This is a genomic window from Spirillospora sp. NBC_01491, assembly GCF_036227065.1.
In the GTDB taxonomy this organism is placed as follows: Bacteria; Actinomycetota; Actinomycetes; order Streptosporangiales; family Streptosporangiaceae; genus Spirillospora; species Spirillospora xylanilytica.
Genome location: NZ_CP109432.1, coordinates 8,152,283 through 8,173,201 on the forward strand (window position 1 = coordinate 8,152,283; position 20,919 = coordinate 8,173,201).

24 protein-coding genes are annotated in these 20,919 nt (G+C 71.7%); 7 read left to right on the plus strand and 17 right to left on the minus strand.

Annotation, left to right across the window (positions count from 1 at the left end; genetic code table 11):
• Window positions 1–79: 79 nt before the first annotated feature.
• The 6 genes from OHA34_RS37875 to OHA34_RS37900 form a co-directional block, all read right to left on the minus strand.
• Complete coding sequence (locus OHA34_RS37875) at window positions 80–1,441, minus strand: AAA domain-containing protein (RefSeq protein ID WP_285936402.1); 1,362 nt, start codon at window positions 1,439–1,441, stop codon at window positions 80–82.
• The gene (locus OHA34_RS37880; protein WP_329520283.1) at window positions 1,438–2,910 is read right to left on the minus strand and encodes a hypothetical protein; all 1,473 of its coding nucleotides are present in this window, start codon (window positions 2,908–2,910) and stop codon (window positions 1,438–1,440) included. Before OHA34_RS37880 ends, OHA34_RS37875 begins: the two co-directional genes overlap by 4 nt.
• A 283-nt stretch (window positions 2,911–3,193) precedes the next feature.
• A complete protein-coding gene (locus tag OHA34_RS37885) occupies window positions 3,194–4,288 on the minus strand; it encodes a hypothetical protein (protein WP_285936400.1) in 1,095 nt (364 codons plus the stop codon).
• Window positions 4,285–5,301, minus strand: a complete 1,017-nt coding sequence (locus tag OHA34_RS37890) for a hypothetical protein (protein ID WP_285936398.1) — start codon at window positions 5,299–5,301, stop codon at window positions 4,285–4,287. Before OHA34_RS37890 ends, OHA34_RS37885 begins: the two co-directional genes overlap by 4 nt.
• A gap of 66 nt (window positions 5,302–5,367) precedes the next feature.
• Window positions 5,368–5,994 carry a class I SAM-dependent methyltransferase gene (locus OHA34_RS37895; RefSeq protein WP_285936397.1) on the minus strand — a complete coding sequence of 209 codons (627 nt, stop codon included), beginning with the start codon at window positions 5,992–5,994 and terminating at the stop codon, window positions 5,368–5,370.
• 12 nt (window positions 5,995–6,006) lie between these two features.
• Window positions 6,007–6,405: a VOC family protein gene (locus OHA34_RS37900; RefSeq protein WP_285936396.1), complete on the minus strand. Its 399-nt coding sequence runs from the start codon at window positions 6,403–6,405 to the stop codon at window positions 6,007–6,009.
• A gap of 158 nt (window positions 6,406–6,563) precedes the next feature.
• Between OHA34_RS37900 and OHA34_RS37905 the strand changes: the two genes are divergently transcribed.
• Window positions 6,564–7,220, plus strand: a complete 657-nt coding sequence (locus OHA34_RS37905; protein WP_285936395.1) for a histidine phosphatase family protein — start codon at window positions 6,564–6,566, stop codon at window positions 7,218–7,220.
• Window positions 7,221–7,275: 55 nt separating this feature from the next.
• Here the strand turns inward: OHA34_RS37905 and OHA34_RS37910 are convergent, their stop codons facing one another.
• The 4 genes from OHA34_RS37910 to OHA34_RS37925 form a co-directional block, all read right to left on the minus strand.
• The gene (locus tag OHA34_RS37910) at window positions 7,276–7,452 is read right to left on the minus strand and encodes an NAD(P)-binding domain-containing protein (RefSeq protein ID WP_329520284.1); all 177 of its coding nucleotides are present in this window, start codon (window positions 7,450–7,452) and stop codon (window positions 7,276–7,278) included.
• Between the two features lie 91 nt (window positions 7,453–7,543).
• A complete protein-coding gene (locus OHA34_RS37915; RefSeq protein ID WP_329520285.1) occupies window positions 7,544–8,134 on the minus strand; it encodes a TetR/AcrR family transcriptional regulator in 591 nt (196 codons plus the stop codon).
• Between the two features lie 87 nt (window positions 8,135–8,221).
• Window positions 8,222–9,238, minus strand: a complete 1,017-nt coding sequence (locus OHA34_RS37920) for a phosphotransferase enzyme family protein (protein WP_329520286.1) — start codon at window positions 9,236–9,238, stop codon at window positions 8,222–8,224.
• A 222-nt stretch (window positions 9,239–9,460) separates the two neighbouring features.
• The gene (locus OHA34_RS37925) at window positions 9,461–9,862 is read right to left on the minus strand and encodes a nitroreductase family deazaflavin-dependent oxidoreductase (RefSeq protein ID WP_285936392.1); all 402 of its coding nucleotides are present in this window, start codon (window positions 9,860–9,862) and stop codon (window positions 9,461–9,463) included.
• 84 nt (window positions 9,863–9,946) lie between these two features.
• On the opposite strand from OHA34_RS37925, the gene paaI reads away from it, so the two are divergent.
• The gene (gene paaI / locus OHA34_RS37930) at window positions 9,947–10,435 is read left to right on the plus strand and encodes a hydroxyphenylacetyl-CoA thioesterase PaaI (protein ID WP_329520287.1); all 489 of its coding nucleotides are present in this window, start codon (window positions 9,947–9,949) and stop codon (window positions 10,433–10,435) included.
• Window positions 10,436–10,462: 27 nt separating this feature from the next.
• On the opposite strand, the gene OHA34_RS37935 is transcribed toward paaI, so the two are convergent.
• A complete protein-coding gene (locus OHA34_RS37935) occupies window positions 10,463–11,329 on the minus strand; it encodes a helix-turn-helix domain-containing protein (RefSeq protein ID WP_285936391.1) in 867 nt (288 codons plus the stop codon).
• Between the two features lie 519 nt (window positions 11,330–11,848).
• Between OHA34_RS37935 and OHA34_RS37940 the strand changes: the two genes are divergently transcribed.
• Window positions 11,849–12,247, plus strand: coding sequence for a PPOX class F420-dependent oxidoreductase (locus tag OHA34_RS37940; RefSeq protein ID WP_285936390.1), 399 nt, complete (start codon window positions 11,849–11,851; stop codon window positions 12,245–12,247).
• A gap of 126 nt (window positions 12,248–12,373) precedes the next feature.
• A complete protein-coding gene (locus OHA34_RS37945; RefSeq protein WP_329520288.1) occupies window positions 12,374–12,688 on the plus strand; it encodes an HPF/RaiA family ribosome-associated protein in 315 nt (104 codons plus the stop codon).
• Between the two features lie 124 nt (window positions 12,689–12,812).
• On the opposite strand, the gene OHA34_RS37950 is transcribed toward OHA34_RS37945, so the two are convergent.
• From OHA34_RS37950 to OHA34_RS37960, 3 genes are read right to left on the minus strand one after another with little or no spacing between them, the layout of a single operon-like run.
• Window positions 12,813–13,592 (minus strand): ABC transporter permease, encoded by a 780-nt coding sequence (locus OHA34_RS37950; protein WP_285936388.1) that lies wholly within the window; start codon window positions 13,590–13,592, stop codon window positions 12,813–12,815.
• 8 nt (window positions 13,593–13,600) lie between these two features.
• A complete protein-coding gene (locus tag OHA34_RS37955) occupies window positions 13,601–14,377 on the minus strand; it encodes an ABC transporter permease (protein WP_285938535.1) in 777 nt (258 codons plus the stop codon).
• On the minus strand, window positions 14,377–15,339 hold the full coding sequence (locus OHA34_RS37960; protein WP_285936386.1) for an ABC transporter ATP-binding protein: 963 nt from the start codon (window positions 15,337–15,339) through the stop codon (window positions 14,377–14,379). Before OHA34_RS37960 ends, OHA34_RS37955 begins: the two co-directional genes overlap by 1 nt.
• Before the next feature lie 166 nt (window positions 15,340–15,505).
• Between OHA34_RS37960 and OHA34_RS37965 the strand changes: the two genes are divergently transcribed.
• From OHA34_RS37965 to OHA34_RS37975, 3 genes are all read left to right on the plus strand, one after another.
• The gene (locus OHA34_RS37965; RefSeq protein ID WP_329520289.1) at window positions 15,506–16,723 is read left to right on the plus strand and encodes a sensor histidine kinase; all 1,218 of its coding nucleotides are present in this window, start codon (window positions 15,506–15,508) and stop codon (window positions 16,721–16,723) included.
• Entirely contained in the window at window positions 16,720–17,388 is a 669-nt protein-coding gene (locus OHA34_RS37970) for a response regulator transcription factor (protein WP_329520290.1), read from the plus strand. The genes OHA34_RS37965 and OHA34_RS37970 overlap by 4 nt, the downstream gene beginning before the upstream one ends.
• 159 nt (window positions 17,389–17,547) lie before the next feature.
• A complete protein-coding gene (locus OHA34_RS37975; protein WP_285936383.1) occupies window positions 17,548–18,138 on the plus strand; it encodes a DUF4291 domain-containing protein in 591 nt (196 codons plus the stop codon).
• A 160-nt stretch (window positions 18,139–18,298) separates the two neighbouring features.
• Here the strand turns inward: OHA34_RS37975 and OHA34_RS37980 are convergent, their stop codons facing one another.
• The 3 genes from OHA34_RS37980 to OHA34_RS37990 form a co-directional block, all read right to left on the minus strand.
• Window positions 18,299–19,066 carry a GNAT family N-acetyltransferase gene (locus tag OHA34_RS37980; RefSeq protein ID WP_329520291.1) on the minus strand — a complete coding sequence of 256 codons (768 nt, stop codon included), beginning with the start codon at window positions 19,064–19,066 and terminating at the stop codon, window positions 18,299–18,301.
• A gap of 77 nt (window positions 19,067–19,143) precedes the next feature.
• On the minus strand, window positions 19,144–19,830 hold the full coding sequence (locus OHA34_RS37985; RefSeq protein ID WP_329520293.1) for a nucleoside triphosphate pyrophosphohydrolase: 687 nt from the start codon (window positions 19,828–19,830) through the stop codon (window positions 19,144–19,146).
• Between the two features lie 110 nt (window positions 19,831–19,940).
• Window positions 19,941–20,861: a hypothetical protein gene (locus OHA34_RS37990; protein ID WP_329520294.1), complete on the minus strand. Its 921-nt coding sequence runs from the start codon at window positions 20,859–20,861 to the stop codon at window positions 19,941–19,943.
• Window positions 20,862–20,919 lie beyond the last annotated feature (58 nt).

A 20,919-nucleotide genomic window follows, 5' to 3' on the forward strand; every position in this document is an offset into this window, starting at 1 on the left:
CGGCACGGGCCAGCGCCCCGATCGCGTCCTCCGCCCGGACGCCGCCGCCCCGGACGCCCGCGGTCCGGCCCGGTGGTGCTCAGGGGACGTCTGCGGGCACGCGGTGCCGGGCCAGGTGGGCGAGGACGGACTGGTTGGCCTCCCAGCCGTCGGGGAACTTCACCGGGACGCCGAGGTGCACCCCCTCGGTGGACGGATGCGCGTCGAGCAGCTCGGGGATCCCCGCCCGCGCCACCACGATGCAGGCGTGCCGGTGCCGTGAGGCCAGCACGCAGAGCCGTCCCGACTCCAGATGGAAGGCCGTGGCGTCGCGGCGGCCGGACAGCGGATGCAGCACCACCGTCACGTCGTACTCGCGGCCCTGGAGCCGGTTGGCGGTGTCGACCGTGATGCCCTCGCCGAGGGACCCGAGCGCGGCGCGGATCGCGGCCACCTGGTCGCGGTGCGCCGCGCCGATCGCGATCCGGTCGGCGCCGACCGGATGGGACCCCTGCTCGCTGTGCGCGACCGGGCCCCGCTGGAGCAGCCGCACCGCGAGCGTCGCGGTGGCGCGCACCGCCTCCGCGTCGGTGCGCAGCGTGTGCCGCGCGGGCAGCTCGAACAGCGCCCACCCGGACGCGGCGGCCTCGTCGAGCGCCCGGTCGTAGGTGGTGCCCATGCCGCGCGCCCCGTACTCCAGGCGCCGGTCGTCCGGCCCGGTGCCGGCCCTGAACCCGGTGAACGGGTAGAACGCCCGCGACACCACCGGCGCCGCGGACGCGGGCAGCCGCCACGACACCGGCAGCCGGTGGACGGGCAGGTCCGGGTTGTGCGCGAGCAGGACCGACACGGCGCTGCGCATCGGATCCCACGACAGGCCCGCCCAGCGTTCGACCTCGACGGTGGAGAACGGGTCGAGCTGGCCCGGGTCGCCCACGAACAGCGCCCGCTCGAACCGGCCCGCGATGCGCAGCAGCATGTCCGAGCGCATCTGGTACGCCTCGTCGACGATCGCCCACGCCCACGAGCCGTCCGACAGCGTGGCCCACTTGGCAGCCGTCGCGATCACCACCGCGTGCTCGGCCAGGTCGTCGGCCTTGGTCGCGACCCGCACCTTCGGGACCGCCAGGACCCGGTCGGACGGGATGTAGTTGGACGCCGACAGCCGGCCCAGGGTCAGCTCGGGATGCTTGTCGGAGATCCGCTCGATGAGGTCGTCGACCTGCTCGTTGGTCTGCGCGACGATCATCAGCCGCTCGCCCGCGGCGGCCAGGTGCCCGGCCGCCCGGACCACCAGTGTGGACTTGCCCGCGCCGGGCGGGGAGTCGACCACCACCCCGCGGTGCCGGCCCGCCAGGTCGGCCAGTACCTCCTCGACGACCTTGGTCGCGGCCACCGACGGGTCGACGCCGCCGTCCGGCACCGTGAACAGCCGCCCCGCCCCACCCGCATGCTCGGTCATGACCATTCCTCTTCGGCGTCCTCGTCGGTCGGCACGTACTCCTCGGGCGGTCCGCCGTGCGTCCACGGGGTGTCCTCGCGCTCGGGGAATCGGGTTGCGCCGTACGAACCGTCGGTCAGCGAGGTGAAGCACACCCGGTCGCCGACCCCCGGGACGCTACCCGGCTCGGGGGACAGCTTGCGCCCCATGCCGCCCGTCAGCTCCAGCAGCACCCCGCCGACGCCGAACTCCACGACCTTGCCCTTGAGGGACGGCCGCGCGGCGTTGCAGACGGTCGTGCCCACGTCCAGCCGGACCGGGTCCTCGGTGCCGATCCGCAGGTACGGGCGGAGCTTCGGGCGCTTGCCCGTCTCGTCCAGCCGGGTCGGATCGCACTCGGTCACCACCCCGCCGAACGCCTGCCCCGACAGCCGGTGCTCGGCCATGACCAGCGGATCGTCGAACGCGCGCTGCGCGTCGTAGGCGTCCTGAGCCCGCTCCAGGTCGTGCAGGCGCTTGGCCGCCCGCACCGGCGAGTCGCGGCGTGCCTGCGGATACGCCTCGCCGAATGTCTGGTGGTAGTAGGTGAACGCGTCGCGGTCGCGTTCCCAGCGGCCCGGCACGCTCGCGCCCTCCGGCAGCTCCCGCAGCAGCGCGGCCGCCCGCCACATCACGTCCCACGTGGGGGCGAGTTGCCCGGCGAGCACGGTGCGGAGCCGCTCCTCGGCCCGGTGGTCGCCGCCGGACGCGTGGTAGGCCGCGATCGCGGGTGCGAGCACCTCGTTGTCGAATGTCGGATCGGTGGACGGGCCCGCGGGCGGGCAGGACACCGGATCCTCGGCCAGCGCCGCCGCGGCCGGGCCGTCCAGCCCGTCCGGCGGGTCGATCCAGCCGAGCAGCGCCGCCAGATTGCCGTCCTCCAGCGAGCTCTGCCCGGTGGCCCAGTGCATCCGCAGCGTCTCGGTCGCCGCCAGCAGCAGCGAGGAGCCTGGCCGGTCGTACCGGTCGGCGAACCAGGTCAGCCAGCGGCCGAGCACCGGCACCGACGGCTCCACCGCGTACGGGCCCTCGGTGCTGCGGAACCGGGTGGACCGGCCCAGCATCCGCAGGAATCCGATGCCGCCCCGGTTGGGCACCAGGATCTGCGGGGCGTCGCCGTAGCGGATCCGGTCGTCGCCGTCCTTGCCCGGCGGCAGCTCCTCGACCGCGCCGCGGCTCGTCTCGATGTGGTTGAGGACCAGCTTGGCGAGGTCGGCGGCGAACGCGAACCGCAGATCACGGTTGCGCGGCTGCGGCACCATCAGCATCGTCGGATCGTCCGGCCCGGCCCCCAGCATGACCGCCAGCGGCGCCGCCGCCTCGCCCGCGAGCTTCAACGGGATGAGGACGAGCGGTGCCTCCGCCATATGGCAGTGCCGGACGGTCGCCAGCGGCTGCGCCACACCCGAGGCCACCGCCTCGAGCTGGGCCAGCGAGGTGAGCGCGCTCATACCCGGGACAACCGCGCCGACCGCCCTCGCCGCATCCGCGAACCCGAGGACCAGCCCGAACGCCCCACGCACACCCCGCCCGCACCCGCCGTGCACCTCGACGGAGGCGGCCCCGCCATCCGGCCCGCACATCCCGGCAGCGGCGAACGGACCGAACACCTCACACCCGCCGCGGACGCCCGGTGGGCCGGGCACCCCGGACGTCTCGTCCATCCCGCGCCTACCGGATTCACCGGACGCTTCCGGTGCGCCGCGCCCATCGGCCGCGGCGGGGCGGGGGGCCTCATGCCGCACCGTCCAGTGCCTCGCTGCGGAGGCGGGCGGCGGTGCGGAGCTGCGCCGCGGTCTCGGCCAGGTCGGCGGACGGGTCCAGGGAACCGTCAGCGAGGGCGAGCGCGGTGCCGACGGAGTCGACGCCGCCGAGGTCGTCGCGGACCGAACGGCCTAGCGCGCCGGTCGCGCCGCACGCCCGCGCCTCGTCCCGGCAGTAGAACGCCATCTCGCAGCTCGCCATGCAGTCGGGCGCGTACCGGGCGTCGACCGCCCGCACCGCCTCGGCGAGGTCCTCGCCCGGCTCGAAGCTCAGATCGTCGGGCAGCGCGTCGAGGATGGTGTCGATGCGGGTGAGGCGCGCGAGCTGCCGCTCCAGCACGGCGAGCTGGGGGCGCACGTCCAGCGGCGTCGCGGTCGGCCGGTTGGAGAAGTTCTCCGGGCAGACCAGGAACACCTCGTGCGAGACCCGGCCGGGGTCGTGCCCGAGCTCGCCCATCAGCCGGCGCAGCGCCAGCACGTACACCGCGGACTGCCGTGCGGCGGCGGCGACCTGCTCGGGTTCGGCCTGCCCGTCGATGACCGCGAACGACTTGATCTCGATGATGTGGAAGCGGCCCTCGAACTGGAACGCGATGACGTCCGGCTCCAGGTAGGCGGCCTGCCCGGCGATGTCGAGCCGCAGCAGCGGATGGTCGAACAGGGTGCCCTCGCCGGACTCCAGCGCCCGCGCGATCAGCCGCCGGGTCCGGGCGTGCCGCAGCTCCCGGCCCTCGTTGCCCGCGACCACCTCCAGGTCGTCGTAGGCGACCTCGGGCACGGCCAGCCCGAGCCGGTCGCGCAGCAGGGTGATCAGCTCGGCGCAGCCCTCGGCCTTCACCTGGGCCTCGAACACGTTCCCGCGCGTGATCGCGAACTGGGACTGGCCGAACGGCGACGCGAAGCCGAGATGCCGGGCGACGCTGTCCTTGTCGACCCCGGCGGCGTCCATCACCCCGCGTCTGGCGCAGCCGGGATTGGAGGTCAGCGCGGCGATCGTGCGGGCGTCGTGATTGCGCGGGGGAGTGCCCCCGCGCAGCCGGTCCAGGTCCGGTGCGGTGTCGGTCATCGCTCGTCTTCTCCGTGGGTGGCGCTGCGCACCGAGGCGGTCGGTCCCCCCGGGGCCGGTCCCGGGCCACCGGCCCGGCCGTCCCCGGCGGCCCGCCGCATCGCCCGCAGCCGGCTGCCGAACAAACGCTCGGCGTCGTCGAGCTGGGCGCGGGCCCGTTCGGCGGCCCGCGCGCGCTGCCGCGCATCGGCCTCCCGATGCACGTCCAGCTCGGCCCGCGCGGCCTCCATGAGGTCGGCCGGATCGACTGTACCGACCGTACCGGTGGCCGCACCGGGAATGTTGGACGCGAAGCGCCACAGCAACCGCTGCACGCTCGCGGCGGGCCGCGCCCCGCCCCGTCCCGCGTGCTCGGCGACGCGGATCGCGGCGGTGAGGAAGTCGGTGCGCGGGCTGAGCGGCCCGGCGATCCGCTGCTCCAGCGGCCACGTGCTCACGGTGAGCATGCCGCGCGCCGGGGCGAGCAGGTCGGCGGTCAGCGCGGCGCACAGGTAGTAGGGCCGGGCGTACGGGGCGGTCCGGAACGAGCGCTCCTCGTCGCGGCGCAGGCTCGTGAGCCGGGTCCCGGCGACCTCGCCGGGAAAGAACGCCGAGTACACCGACCCGATCAGCTTGGGCGCGGCGGGCGCGCCGAGCAGCGTCAGCGCCTGGTGGACCTGCTCGCGGACGGGGAGCATCCCCCGCCGCGAACTCCCGGACGCCCGCGTGTCGCCGACGACGCTCAACTCCGCCGAGCCCGCCCCGGACGGTCGAGCGGCCTCGCCGCGGCCGAGACCGGAGGAACCGGTGTCCCGGACATGGACGGCCTCTTCGGGGCCCGCCTCCAGGGCGTCGGCGCCGGAGAGTCCTCCCGCGCCTTCGCCGAGCACGGCGTCGTCCCAATCGCTCTCGGCCTGGCGCAGTTCGGCGCGCAGTTCGCGCGCCGCCCGCCGGTCGCCGCCGGACACCGCCCGCCGCACCGCCGCGCGCAACTCGGTGATGCGTGCTTCCAGCACATCGGGGGCCGTCGACATGCGGAGGAGCGTATCGCAGCTTCCAGACAATTCCAGTCTTTTCCAGTTTTCGTGGGGGTGAGCGAATCAGCGCGGTTTGCGCCACACGATGGAATAGCGCCACAGCCGGTGCCGCCGGAAACGCGCGCCCGGCAACAGCCGGGCCGCCTCTTCGCGCACCTCGCTCCAGGTCATGTCCGGCCAGGCGATCGGCGCCCCCGGATCGCCCGCGCGCCTCCGGTTGCGGAACCGGTGGTAGTGGTGCACCGGGATGCAGGTGAGGCTGTACACCCGGTCGCCCAGAGTCCCGCTGTTGGCGAGGCTGATGACGACCAGGCTCCCGCCCGGACGCAGCGTCTCCCGCATGGCGGTCAGCGCCGCGGTGAAGTCCATGTGGTGGATCGCGGTGACGCTGCACACGAAGTCGTGGCCCTCGGCGGGCAGGTCGCAGGCCAGCGCGTCCGCCTCCATGAACTCGACGTTGCCGTGCTTCGCGCTCAGCGTCCGGGCCCGCTCGATCATCTCCGGCGACCGGTCGATGCCGGTGACGTGCGCGGCGCGAGAGGCCAGCCGTCGCGCCAGCAGCCCGTCGCCGCAGCCCACGTCCAAGGCCTCGCCGCAGCCGCGCGGCACCGAGCGGAGCACGACGTCGTGAAAATGCGTGTTGTGGTTCCAGTAGTTGTCGGTCGTGGCCCTGGGGCCTGGACGTGGCATCGGAGCGGCTCCTCACGACCGGGGATCGCGGCGCAGCGGATGGTCCGCGGGCACCTCCACCATAACGATCTTGACGCCGTCGGGGTCCTCGATCCACATCTCGACCAGGCCCCACGGCTCCGCGCGCGGCTCCCGCGTCACCCGGGCCCCGGCCGCGGCGAGCCGTGCGTGCTCGGCGCGCACGTCGCGGACCTGGAGCCAGATCATCGGCGCGCCGTCCATGCCGCCGGCCCCGCTGGAGCCATCCCCGGACACCTCCAGGAACCCCGCCCCGAGAAAGAACACCACGCCCGGCGCCTCCGGCGGCCCGAACTCCCGGTACACCGCGAGCCCCAGCACATCCCGGTAGAACCGTCTGCACTCCGCCGGATCGGACGGACGCAGCAGGATTCGACTGCTCAATACCTCCATGCCCACTCCCTACCCCGCCACCGCGTTCGCCCTGCGCCGTCCGCCGTGTGCCGTCCGCCGTCCGCCGTGTGCCGTGCGCGCTCTGTCGGTTGCTGTTCCGGTCGCGTTGCGGGGGTGGTGACCTTTCGGGAGCCGGGCCTGCATGCCAGCCTTGCCCCATGATCGACGTTGCGGGACCTCGGGTGTGGTTGATCCGGCACGGGCAGAGCGAGTCCAACGCCGGCCTGCCCACCAACGGGCCAGGAGTAGCGCCCTTGACCGAGGTCGGCCGCGCTCAGGCCGAGAGCGTCGCGGCCGCGTTTCCTGAGGCGCCCGCCCTCATTGTGAGCTCGACGTTCGTCCGCGCCCGGGAGACCGCCCGCCCGACGATCGATCGATTCCCCGCGGTGCCGTACGAAGAGTGGCCCGTTCAGGAGTTCACCTACCTGGGCGCCCTGCACGGCCCGCAGACGACGAACGAGGGGCGCCGCCCGTTCGCCGACGCCTACTGGGAGCGTGCCGACCCCGCCTATGTCAATGGCGGGGACGGGGAGTCGTTCCAGGACCTGGTCGTCCGCACTCGCGTCTTCCGGGAGCGTCTCGCCAAGAGAAGGGGCGGCCTGGTGGCGGTGTTCACCCATGGGCTCTTCATGCGCGCCTTGATGTGGTCGCTACTGACCGGTGTCACCACCCCGGATTCGGCCGCCATGGCGGAGTTCCGCCACTTCCTCGACACGTGCGCGGTCCCGAACGGAGCGATCGTCGAGCTCCGCCCTGGCGGTCCCGAGGGCTTCCTCGTCATCGCCGGCAGCAGCGCCCACCTGCCGTCGGCCTGAGCCGACGGGCCTGGGCCGCGGGTCCAGGCGGTCGCCTCAGGACGGCCCGGGCGGGTCAGGGAGGGAAGTCGAGGCCAGTGCCAGCGCCAGCACCTCGGCCGTGACCGGCCGCGAGTGGTTCGGCCCGGGATCTGGTGCGGTTCCAGACCGTCACGCGCAGGCCGTCCTTGAGCAGGTTGCGGGCCATCGCGGCGCCCATGATCCCGGTGCCCGGCAAGGCGGCAGCAGTCATGATCGAAACCCCCGCTTTCTTGACTGTGCGTTAAAGATAGGGGTGCCCGGACGGCTTGGCGGGGCGTGCCCGACCAGCCCCCCGGGGGCGCCTACCCCGGACCGGGCAGGGCCTTCAGCGCCGCGTCGACCACCGTGATCAGCCGGCGCCGGTCGGCGCCGGTCTTGCCCTGCACGCGCAGTCCCTGGATGACCGTGGTGAACAGATCGGCCAGGGCGGTCAGGTCGGTGTCCGGCGGCAGTTCGCCGGCGGCCCGGCCGCGCCGCAGGGCGGCCGTTACCGACTCGGCGGCCCGGTCGAACGCGGCACCGACGATCGCACCCGCAGTCGGATCGCGGGGCAGTCGCTCCACCGCCGTGTTGGTCATCAGGCAGCCGCGCCTCCCAGGATCGGCGACGATGTCCTCCACCACGCTGTACAGCAGATCGCGCAGCACGGTGCGGACCGGGGCCTCGCGGCCGAGCCGCTCGGCCATCCGTCCCGTGGAGTGCGCGGCGTAGTGCCGCAGTGCGGCCTCGTACAGCCCGTCCTTGCTGCCGAACGCCGCGTACAGCGAGCCGCGGCCGACGCCCGTGGCCTCCACCAGGTCCTGGATCGAGGTCGCCTCATAGCCTCGATCCCAGAAGACGTCCATCGCCGCGGCGACCGCGGCACCGGTGTCGAACTCCCTTGTACGCGCCATGGGAGGACGCTAGCCAATCTGTAATGTCCGGTCAAGTTAGAGTGCACAAGAGGGTGCTATCTCCAAATTTAGGTGGGAATGGCCAGGTCAGCCGAACGCCGGGCTGCCGCCGGGCGGGCCCGCGGAGTACGTGGTCCGGTCGATGTACGGGGCGGCGAAGACGTCGAGGGTGCGCTCCAGTTGCGACGACCACCACGCCACGAGCGCCGCCGCGCCCTGCGAACCGCGCTTGCCCGGCTCTTCCTCGCCGAGATAGCGGTGCCGCAACGGCGTGACGTCGCAGAGCCGCTCCCACCATTCACGGTGCACGGCCGACTGGATCTGGCCGGCGTCGAGCGGGAAGGCGGCGCGGTGTCCGCGCACGAACGCCTGGACCCGGTCGAGGTCCAAGCCCCGCTCGTCCTCGCAGGCGAACAGCCGGGCCGCGGCCCGGATCAGCTCACCGGCGACCGGCCCGGTCGTCAGCCCGTCCCACCCGAGGACGGCGGTGACGTTCCCCGATCCGCCGTAGCGCAGGTGCCCGGCGTGGAACGAACCGTGCAGGTGACCGACCGTGCTCACCTCCATCTCAGGAGGCTGATGGTCGGCGAATCCGGTCAGCAGCGAGTGGCGTTCCCGCAGACGCCGGCCGGACAGCGCGGCGAAGTCGTTCCCGTCTGCGGGAAGCGCCTCCAGCATGCGGTCGATGACGGCGACCGCCTCCGCGGCGCGCGGCGTGGGAACCAGCATGCTCTGCTGGACTGGATCGGTGAGACGGTCCATCTCCGCGTGCAGGCGGCCGAGCAGCTCACCGAGCCCCTCGCACTGGCCGAACGTCAGCTCGAGCCCGCCTCGTCGCCTCCCGGCGACCCATGGGTACAGCACGTACCCGCGTCCGCCCGAGGTGACCAGGGTGCGTCCTCCACGAGCCGGGACCGGTGCGAGCACCGGCAACCCCGCTGCGTCGAGCGCCGACGTCACGGTGTGCTGGAACAGGACCCGCCGCCTGTCGAGGCTCTCGTACTCCTTGAGGAAGAACGGTCCCTCGGAGGTGTCGGCCCGCCAGCAGCGGCGAGCGGAACCGGCAGGCACCCCCACGGGTTCGACCGCGCTGCCGTCCTCCACGCCCCAGCGTCGTAGCACTCGCGGCGGGCAAGGAGCAGTGTCGCGAGCATTTCGTGACATGGGCACCTTGGCACCTCGGCGGCCTCAGATGGACGGCAGGTCGAACGGATGTTCCCAACGGACGCTACACGGCCCGGCGTCCGCGGCGAAAGGGAACCGTGCGGCGCGCCGGGCCGGCCGCCCGGCCGGCGCCCCGACGGCCGGACACCGGTCGGGACGCAATCAGACACGCTCGAGGACGACCACAGGGATGTCCCGGCCGGTCTTCTGCTGGTACTCGTCATAGGACGGCCAGATCGCCGCCATCTTTTTCCAGAGTGCCGGCTTCTCCTCCACGGTCGCGGTACGGGCGCGGGCGGTGAACCTGTCGCCGAGGACCTGAACCCGCACCTCCGGGTTCGCCTGAAGGTTCAGGTACCACAGCGGGTTCTCCTCGTCGCCGCCCTTGGACGCGACGACGACGTAGGCGTCACCGTCCTGCTGGTAGATCAGAGGCGTCGTGCGCGGCTCGCCGCTGCGCCGTCCGGTGGTGGTGAGCAGGAGTGTGACAGTGCCCTGCCAGTCGTGCCCCTCGGCTCCATCGGTCTCCTGGTAACGCTTGACGTGCTCCTTGCCGAACAGCATCGGCTCTCCTTCTCCCAAGCTGCTGGACGATGTTGCGTACATGAAGGACCTTCCCAAGCCCGAACAGATCAATACGCTGGCTGGATGAGCGACGCGGCGGAACTGGCGCGGCGATGCGCCGAGACGTTGTATGCGAGAGACAGGGCGGCACAGCATCTCGGCATCGAGATCGCCGAGATCGCACCGGGGCGGGCGCGTCTGCGCATGACCCTCACCGGGACGATGGTGAACGGCTTCGACATCGCGCACGGCGGGTATCTGTTCCTGCTGGCCGACACCGCGTTCGCCTATGCGTGCAACACCCATGACACCGTCACGGTCGCGGCTGCCGCAGACGTGGTGTTCGTCGCGCCGGCGCGTACCGGCGACGTGCTCGAGGCGACCGCCGTGGAGCGCACCCGCTACGGCAGAAGCGGGGTCTACGACGTGACTGTGCGCCGCGTCCAGGACGGCGGCGTCATCGCCGAGTTCCGCGGGAACAGCCGCAGCCGCGACGAGCGGGTGTTGCCGCCCGGCGTCCCCGGCGAAGCGAAGAACGCCGGTTCGGCCGAAGGGCCGTCTCCCCAGAGGTAGGCCGAAACCGGGGCCGCCTCGTGAGGGTCACATTTCGCGGAGCACCTCGGTGAGGAGGCTGCCGGTGTCGTCGGGGCGGGCGGCGGTGATGCACAGGTTGTTCATCGCCCGCATGTAGATGTCGACGTCGGTCGGCTTGTCGAGGTACAGGGCACTGGTGAGCTGCTCGAGGTAGACGACGTCGGAGAGGCCCGGCTCGGCGAACCGCAGGATCGTGAAGGGGCCGCCGGCGGCGGCGTGGCCACCGGCGCCGAACCGGACGATCTGCAAGGTCACGTTGGGCAGCTCGGAGATTGAGATGAGCTGCTCGAGCTGATGGCGCATCACCTCGCGTCCGCCGAGGGGGCGTCGCACCACGGCCTCGTCCACCACTGCCCACAGAGTGGGCGCGCCCGGCGCCGTGAAGCGTTCCTGGCGGCTCTTGCGCAGCGCGACGCGGCGTTCGACCTCCTCCTCGGAGGAGTCGGGGAAACCGAGCCGTACTACCGCGCGGGCATAGTCCTCGGTCTGTAGGAGGCCGGGCACGAACTGGAGCTCGTAGGTCCGCAGCAGTGAAGCGGCCTCTTCGAGGCCGAGGTAGACCTCGAACCAGCTCGGCAGGACGTCGCCGTAGCGGTGCCACCAGCCCGGGGTGTTGGCCTCGCGGGCGAGTTCCAGGAGCGGGTCCCGGTCCTCGGCGGCGGTGACGCCGTAGAGGGTGAGGAGGTCGGAGACGTCGCGCTCCTTGAAGCCGACGCGGCCCAGCTCCATCCGGCTGATCTTGGAGTGCGAGCCGCGGATCTCGTAGCCGGCCTGCTCGGTCGAGATCCCGCGCTCCTCCCGCAGCCGGCGCAGTTGCGCGCCGAGCAGGATGCGCAGGACGGTGGGGCCGCCGCGTCGCGGGATGTCGATCAATCGACCGTCGGCCGGTTCATCCTCGGCCGGAGGTGTTGGGGCAGATGCATCCTGGGGCAAGAGGTCACCAGCCAGTCGACGGGCCCGCGCATGGGCGGAACGGCACCGCCCCATGCTAGAGGATCGCTTCACTGTTTTGTGGAGTATGAAATAAAGCGTCTTCGCCAGAGTGCGGTATTCATGATATGGGAAGTCTTCGGCTGTGGCGGTACGGCCGATGACCGGACCGTGGCCTGTGCCCGATCGAAAGGTGACCCGGTGGTCGTGGCCGTTGCCGTTCACGATGGCCGCGGGCGGTGCGGGAAGTGCCGGGACGACTCCGGCTCTTTTGCGGCGATTGTCCGGCCGCGCCACCGTAGATCCTTATTGTTTTTGGTGTCAAGTCGAGCTCCGGATAATGGCCTGGTGCGACTCCGGACAGTAATTCGGCCAGGTCGCCGAAGTCGCGGGAACAGCCGGCCTGGAAGGCTGGTTCCGTTACGGAGGCACCATGCCGCCCGAACCAAGGAGGACATCACCATGAGCGAACTCTCCGCCGAGGCCAAGGAACTACTCCGCCGCCCGATCCCCGCATGGGTGACGACCGTGCGCCCAGACGGCTCGCTCCACGGGACCATCGTGTGGGTCGACCTGGACGGTGAGGACGTCTACTTCAACACCGCGATCGGACGTGCCAAGGAAAAGCAGCTTCGGCAGGACGCGCGGGTATCGGTCTCCCTCCTCAACCCCGAGGACCCGTTCCACTGGGTGAGCGTCTCCGGTTCAGCGCGTCTGGACACCGAAGGTGCGGACGCCGACATCGACGCACTCGCCAAGAAGTACCTGGGCGTCGACAGCTACCCCGGCCGCCAGCCCGGTGAGCAGCGCGTTACCGTCCGCATTACGCCTGATCACGTCCTGTACAGCGGCGGCCAGTGACGAAGCTCTCGTCTGGACGGGGTGAACCCGGGGGCGGGCCGGACGTCTCCAACAGGAGGCGCCGTGCACGCGGTGACGCTGCGGCGCCGGTGGAGGACGACCGTAACAGCGCTCCTGGGGGAGAACATGAACTCGACCATCCGTGCGTTGCCAGAGATCCGGTTCCTGACCTCGGGTAACGTCCCCGAGGCCGTGAGAGATGCCGCGAGGCGGGCCGTCCGTGGGGCGTTGGCCGAGGTCTCCGCCGAGGTCACCTCGATCAGGGTGACCCTCAGCGTCCTGGCCGATGCCTCCCTGCCCCGTCCCGCTCTGGTCCAGGCCATCGTGGACTTCGACGGCGGGAGGGTCCGCGCCCAGGCCGCCGCACCTGACCTGCCCGAAGCCATCGGACTGCTCGAGGATCGCCTCTCGGTTCGTGCGGCCTTCTTGCGAGCCGGCTGACCGGGCGTCCGGTGCTCCCGCTGCCACCAGATCCCGGCACGCCGTCCCGCCGCAGTGTCATGCACGCTGCGGAGGGACGGGCGGGACGGGCGGGACGGGCGGGATCTGGTGGCGGGGGGCGACCTCACGCGTCGCGGCGGCCCAGCGTGTACGCGGCTGCGGCGAGAGGCACAACCGCGTAGGCCAGCAAGATGACGAGCGCCGCGCCCGGTGGCAGCAGCGTCCCGTAGATGGAGCCCTTGCCCGTGTCGCCCGTCACCTGGGCCGCCAGCCCGCTCAGCATGACCGAGCCGATTCGTGCGTCCCACGGTGCAGGCACGTTCACGACGATGACCGGCAGGATGTGCCACAGAAACGCGATCGACACGATCGCCCCCGCCGTCGACCGGAGCAGGACCGCGAGAGCGAGCCCGAGCAGCGCGTAGACGGCGACCGAGGCGCCGCCCACGACCACACCGGGCAGCTCACCGGACATGGAGGGCGACTGACCGCGGATGGGCCGGTCGCCGACGATCGCCCGGGTGATGAAGAAGGTCGCGAGTGCGACCGTCAGCCCGGTGCCGAGGGCCACCGCCCCGATCGTCGCGGCCTTCGCCATGAGCAGCGTCCGCCTCTGCGGGACGGCGGTGAGGCTCACGCGGATCATCCCGGAGCGGTACTCGGAGGTGACGGCGAGCACGCCCAGAACCGCTAGGCACGGACCGGCCACCCAGATGACCTGGTCCGCCAGCGAGCTCATGCCGAATTCGGCACGGCGCTCTGGAGTCATCCCGTCCCAGATGTGCACGACCTGCACTGCCAGCAGCGTCATCAGGCCTACGAACGCGGCGGGTATCGCGAGAATCCAGTACGTCGACCTGACTGTGCGCAGCTTCCACCACTCCGCCGCGACCACCGTTGCCATACTGGCTTTTATGAGTCCCTCCGGATGAACGAGAACGCCCCAGCGCCGAGCGCGACCGCGATGTACGCGACGAGCACCCCACAAGCCACCGCTGGGGACAAGGGACCGGAATCGGGACTGGCACCTGGTGCCAAGGCCATCTGCTCGGCGAGGCTGGCGGGCAGCACTGCCCACAGTCGATCGCCCCATGGGCCGGGCAGGAGGTTCAGCACCGGCGGCAGTACCAGCAGTAGGGCCAGCAACGTGGAGATGGTCCCTGCGGTGGATCTCAGCACCGCGCCGGCACCGAACGCCATCAGCGCCGTGGCGGCGGTCAGCAGCCCGAAGCTCAGCACGTGGGCCGCCTGGTCGGCCAGCGGCATTTCGAACGCGGGTATCGGCCTCTTCCCAACGATGGCCTCGCCCACGAGGGCCGCCGCGGCCATGCTCACCACGCCCGCGCCGAGCATCAGAGCGCCCACAACAGCGGCCTTCGCCGCGAACAGCGTCCCGCGTCGCGGGACCGCCGCCAGACTCGCGCGGATCATGCCGGTCGCGTACTCCGAGGTGATGGCGACCGCCCCGAGCACCGTGCCGCACACTGGCAGAGCCAGTAGCAGCGGCTGTGCAGCGGCGGCGGCCTTGGCATGGGCCTGGCGCTCTGGCGTGAGCCCGTCCCAGTAGCCACGCAGGTACCAGCACCACAGGGCGCACAGCAGCAGGAACGCCGCGACCGTACCGAGCACGTACAGGGTCGACCGTACTGAACGCAGCTTCCGCCACTCCGACGCGAGGACGTCGACCATCACGCGTCGCCCCTGGCCGCTGCCGGCGTCCTGCCGAGCGCGCCGTATTCGGTGTCCGCAGCCGTCAGTTCCATGTACGCCTCCTCCAGCGAAGCGCTCCGCGGAGTTACCTCGTACAGCGGGATTCCGTGGGCGGCGGCACGGTCACCGATCTGAGTGACGTCGAGCCCCGTCACCGTGAACGCGGCGTTCCCGGCGTCAGTGCGTACGCCCACCCCGACGGGGGTCGTGTCCACGATCCCGCCTGCGGTGGTGAGGACGCCGATCAGGTCGGCGGGACGCGGCGTCCGTACCAGCACGCCGCGGCGGAACCGTTCGGCGAGTTCCCGCACCGAGGTGTCGGCGATCAGCCGGCCGCGGCCGATGATGACCAGCTGATCGGCGGTGAGCTCCATCTCGCTCATCAGATGACTCGAGATCAGCACCGTGCGCCCCTCGGCCGCGAGCGTCCGCATCAGCTCGCGGATCCAGCGCACGCCGTCGGGGTCCAGGCCGTTCACCGGTTCGTCGAACAGCAGCACGCCGGGATCGCCGAGCAGCGCCGCCGCGATCCCGAGCCGCTGCCTCATCCCCAAGGAGAATCCGCCGACGCGCTTGCGGGCGACCCCGGCGAGCCCGACGCGTTCCAGGACCGCCGCCACCCGCGCGGTCCCGAGCCCGTTACTGCGCGCGAGCCAGCCCAGATGGTCGAACGCGCTGCGCCCACCGTGCACCGCGCCCGCGTCCAGCAGCGCGCCCACCGAGAGCATCGGGCGGCGCAGGTCCCGGTAGCGGCCTCCGTCGATCAGCGCTTCGCCCGAGGTCGCCGCGTCGAGGCCCAGCAGCACGCGCATGGTCGTCGACTTGCCTGCGCCGTTCGGACCGAGGAAGCCCGTCACGGACCCGGGCCTCACTCGGAACGACAGGCCGTCCACGGCGACGGTGCCCCCGTAGCGCTTGGTCAGCTCATGTACTTCGATCATGCCGTCAACGGTGCTGCGCGACGGGTCCCGGCGCATCGGATGGAGGGCTGGCCCCATGCCTCGCCTCCAGGGCGGACATCGCGTCGCCCCCCGTCCGCGCTTCGGACCAGAGGCTGACGTCCTCCGCTCCGAGGCGGCCCCGGACCGGGGCGGATACGGTCGGGGCGTGAACGATCCCGAGCTGCGCTCCCCGTTCCTCCGGCGGCTCACCGGACGTCAGCTGATCGGCCTGGACGCCGCCGTCGCCGTCTTCTACACCCTGCTCCTCCTGAGCTTCGCCGGACGGCCGGACCGCGGCGCCGGGCCCGCACCGGCCGCCATCGAGTCCCTCGTGGTGGCGGCGACCGGTCTGCCGCTCGCCGTACGGCGCCTGTGGCCGGTCCCGGTGCTCGTCGCGGTATTCGCCATGGCTCTGCTCTCGTTGCCGCTCCAGCTGCCGCGTGAGGCGTTCGCAGCCCTCGCGTACGCGCTCTACCCCGTCGCGCTCACCGCGCCCCGCCGGCGCTGGATCCCGACGCCGCTGATCGGGGGGCTGAGCGTGCTCGTGCTGTTCGGGGGCGCGATCGCCGGCCCCAAGGACTGGCAGGCCGAGCAGACCATCATGGTGCTGCTCGGTCTCGCGGTCCTCGGCGGATCGTGGACGCTCGGACGCGCCGTCCGCGAACGTCGCGCACACGCCACGCACTCGGCGCGGCAACTCGCCGACCGCGCCGTGACCGGCGAACGGCTCCGGATCGCCCGCGAACTGCACGACGTGGTCGCGCACAGCATGAGCCTGATCGCGGTCAAGGCGGGCGTCGCCGTACATGTCGCGGAGGCCCGGCCAGAGGAGGCGCTGGACGCGCTGCGCGTCATCGAGTCAACCAGCCGGAGCACGCTCACTGAGATGCGGCATCTCCTCGGAGTCCTCCGCACCGCCCCTGGGGACGACTCCGGGGCGGGGGACGCCCCCGTCGTCACCCCTGAGGCCGACCTCGCACCGGCGCCGGGCCTCGCCGGCCTGGCGGGCATCGCCGAACGGGCCGCGATGGCCGGCGTTCGGGTGGACCTCCGGCTGAGCGCCGCCGACCTGCCCGAAGGCGTCGCCATGTCGGCGTACCGCATCGTCCAAGAGGCGGTGACCAATGTCGTCAAGCACGCCGCCCCCGCACACTGCCGCGTCCTGGTCGAATCGGACGGAAAGCGCGTGCGTATCGAGGTCGACGATGACGGCCCGGGCGTGCGCGTACTGCCGGGCGGTTCCGCGCCGAGTGAGGGCCACGGGCTCATCGGCATGCGCGAACGCGTCATGATGTACGGCGGTGCCTTCACCGCGGGCCCCAGGCCGGAGGGCGGGTTCGCGGTGTCGGCCAGCCTGCCGTACGAGCCGGGGAGTGGTGAGTGACCGAACCGGTCCGGGTCCTGGTCGCCGACGACCAGGCGCTTCTGCGCGGCAGCTTCCGCATCCTGATCGAGACCGCGCCGGGCCTGACGACCGTGGGCGAGGCCGGCACCGGGGCCGAGGCCGTCGCGCTCGCCGGGAGCGAGCGGCCCGACGTCGTGCTCATGGACGTACGAATGCCCGAGATGGATGGAATCGAGGCGACGCGCCGTATCTGTGGTCCGGACGGCGTGCCCGGGGTCCGGGTGCTGATCCTCACCACGTTCGACCTCGACGCGTATGTGTACTCGGCGCTCCGCGCGGGCGCCAGCGGCTTCCTGTTGAAGGACACCCCACCCGCCGACCTGCTGTCGGCCGTCCGCGTTGTCGCGGCCGGTGAGGCGCTGCTGGCTCCCAGTGTGACCCGCCGACTGATCGGCGAGTTCGTCCGCCGCCCCGGCCCCGTGCCCGCCCCGCCACCGGGCCTCGACGGGGTGACCGGCCGCGAACGCGAAGTGCTCACCTTGATCGCCCGCGGTCTCTCCAACGCTGAACTCGCCGAGCACCTGTGCGTCAGCCCGGCCACGGTGAAGACCCACATCGGGCACCTGCTGGCCAAGCTCCACGCCCGCGACCGCGCCCAGCTGGTCATCGCCGCCTACGAGACCGGTCTCGTCCGCCCTCGCTGACCCCGCAGCGTCCCGGCCGCGTGGCCGTGCAGCGGCACCGCACCGGCGGGCAGCGCAACGGTGGAACGCCACAGCAGTGGGGCCGCGACCGTGGAAATCCGATTGATCACGAGGGCGCGTTCGGGCACGGTGAACGCCTCTGATCAAGGAGCCGATGTGATGGGGACACGCGAGATCCGCGCCGAGTACGACCGCGACGCGATCACCGTCTACCAGGCGTACCGGCCGGAGATCGGCCGACCGGCCGTCGAGCACGGCACGTTCGTCCCGCCGTTCTCCCGTGGCCGGATGACATGGGTCAAACCGTCGTTCCTCTGGCTGATGGCACGGAGCAACTGGGCCCGCCGGCCGGGGCAGGAGATGATCCTTGCTGTGCGGATCAGCAGGTCCGGCTGGGAGGAGGCGCTTGCCCAGGCCGTGCCGACCGATCCGGACCGGCGGGTCTTCCGCACCAAGGACGAGTGGCGGGCGCGGTTCGCCGAGGCCGTCGTCCACGTGCAGTGGGACCCGGAGCGCAGTCTGCGCGGAGAGAAGCGGGAGGCCCGGAGCATCCAGATCGGGCTGAGCCGGCACATCGTCCACCGGTACGTCGATGACTGGATTCTCGGGATCGAGGATCGTACGCCGCTCGTGCGCAAGATCCACAGGTTGGTCCAGGACGGCCGGACCGCGAAGGCGAAGGACCTCCTTCCACCTGAGCGCGTCTACCCTTTGAACGCCGAGCTGGCCGGACGGATCGGCGCCGGTTGACCGACCGGTGGCGCTGCGGATCGCGTGATCGACCGGCTCGAGCGCGACCGGCGATCGAGTGCAGATACGACGAGCTCACCGTCCTCCCGAGGCGACCTGCACATCGTTTGCGTGAACGAAATGGCTGTGATGACACTCCGACCGGGAGAGAGCCGGCGGCTCACCCTTCCGCCGTCCGGTAGTGGTATCCGCATATCTCGCTGAATCCCGCGCGCTCATACAACCGGAGAGCAGGGATGTTGTCGCGCTCCACCTGGAGGTACATGCGGTCGGATTCGTGCGTGCCAGCCCAACCGGACAGCGCGGCGAGCACGCTGCGGGCCGCGCCCCTCCCGCGTGCCTGGGGAAGGGTGGCCATACCGAACACTCCCGCCCAGCCGGTGTCGGCGACCGCGCGGCCCACCGCCACGACATCGTCTCCGATCATCGCTAAGGCGTAGGCGGACGGCCGCTCCACACGACCGAGCATGTCCCATTCCCCGCCATGACCGTTCACAGCGTGCCAGACCTCGAACCAGGCGCGTGTCGGACGGTTCTCCAACCGGACCCGCAGCGAGCCTGCCGGCACCTGCTCGAGGACACGCGCCGTGGGCGCCACCTGCAAGGACGCCAAGCTCTCCCGGCGGTACCCGCGCTTTGCCAGGACCGCGTCGAGTTCCTCCGGACACGCCGATGGGGTGATCTGAAACCATGCGGCCGTGCCGTGACCGGCGTAGAACTCCTCGGCCTCGACGACCCGGCCCATCAGTTCGCCCGTCCCGGCACCGCCATGCGGCAGCACCGTTCCCACCCACCAGGCACAGCTCGGAGCATGGCGCAGCCACCACCCTTCGACCTCCTCGACGCGCTCCGCCGGAAGGGCCCGGGCCGCCCTTTCTTGCAGGCCCCTCACCATCGCCGAACCGCTCTGGGCGGATAGCACCGACACGCACACCTCCTCCGAGGACCCGGCAGGTCCCGGACACTACAGATATTGGTGCATCAAGAGCCCCTTCTCGAACACTGTCAGTCACGCTGGTCGGCTTCGGAGGCGTTCTCCGGTGGAGGAAGCCGCAGGACGAGACGAGCGGAGAATCCACCGCGTGCCGCGGCTTTCGTCGCCCGCTGCTCCTCCAAATCGGTGGGCGTCAAGCCATGCAGGCCGGCCAGTGCGTGCACGACCTCCAGCAGGTCGGCCAGCTCGGCCGGGTCTCCGCTCGCCGCGTACTCGCCGGCCTCCTCGTACAGTTTTGCGCGCAGCAGGGCTCGATGCTCGCCCGGCGCCGCGATCCTTGAATCGGCCTCCCTGCCCGCGGCGCGGATGATCTCGGGGATGCGGTCACGGACCAGTTTCTCGGTGTGCCTGTCGTGCTGGCCGCTCCGGTGGACGGCCGCCCCCTGGCGGCGGTCGATCGACTGAACCCACTTCACCGCCACCGCCGCCGTTTGGACGAGTTCCGTCCGCAGCGGACCCGGCTCGGACTCGGCGAGCGCCTCGTAGAACTCCTCGGTGAGCACGTGCCTCCAGGTGAGGTCCCCGCGCGACGATGCGGTCGCGCACTCCCGCTTGGCCTTCTCGGCCAGCGGGGTGTACTCGGGTCCGCTGCCGTCGGGGAACTCCTGCACGCCGAACAGCCGGTCCTGGGCCGCCCGTTCTTCGGCGACGTCCGCCAGTACCTTCGCCAGAGAGCCCGGTGCCTCATCGTCGTCCATGGCAGCCGACGTTAGTCAGCCCCGGCGAAGGGCACACCGGTTCCGCAGTTGGACCTCGATGCGCCGGCGGTCCGAGCAGGCAGTCTTCGACGGGTGCCGGCCGCGGCCGCTCACGGGGTGAAGCTCAGGTGCGCCGGGTCGGGATCGCAGCTGAGCAGCTCGTACAGGATGGGCGGGAGGTCGTCCCAGAGCCAGTCGTTCATCGTGTCGGGGAAGTCGGCGGGCGGCCCCACTCCCAACAGGAGCGGCTCCAGTTGTGAGAGGTGGACGGGGACGGTTCCGTCGTCCCACATCGGCTCGCCGCTGCCCCAGTAGGCGGAGAAGTCGCTGCCCGCCAATGAGAGGACGGGGCCGGTGGTGTGCTCGCCCGGGCGGGTGCCGAGGGGCAGCAGCCGTTGCGCCGTCGTCCGCAGAACGTTGAGCGCAGCGAGGTCGTGCGCGCACGCTACATCGGCGATCCGAAGTTCGGGGATGCCGAACCGGCGAAGCCCGCGGGTGGTGAGCTCGACACAGGCGCATCCATTGATCTCCTCCTCGTCCGCCGTGCACTGGCCCCGGGTGGGAGAGAGCGGCGCCCGGGCGCAGAACCAGTCGTCGGCCAAAACGAAGCCGGTGGCCTCGGCGTCGCGGGGATCGGGCCGCGCCCGCAGGACCCGGCCCGTGTCGAGGTCGACCGGGATTCCCGACACCGCCGCGGCGATCGCCCGGGTCACCGAGCGCGCGACCTGTACCCCGAAAGGGAGGTCGGCGACCTCGAGTGTCGCGGTGACGCCGATGTGCCGACCGGCCTCCCTGGCCCTGCCCGCCTCCTCCAGGTCGGCGCCGACAACGCTGTCGAGATTCCAGGGGGAGCCGGCCGCGCGGAAGCCGGTGATCTCCAGTCGGGGCGTGCCGAGGCGTTCGCCCGCGGCCTTCGCGAACGGGCCCGTGAGCCTGTGCCGGACCGCGGACGGAAGCTCACCCGGATCGGAATCGGTGGCGACGACGAAGCTCGTGGTGATCTTGTCGGGGACGGTGAACGTGACGGACATGCGAGCCTCCTGTGGCCGGTCGCCGGAACAGCGTGTGCCATCAAGGCTCGACCGGGGC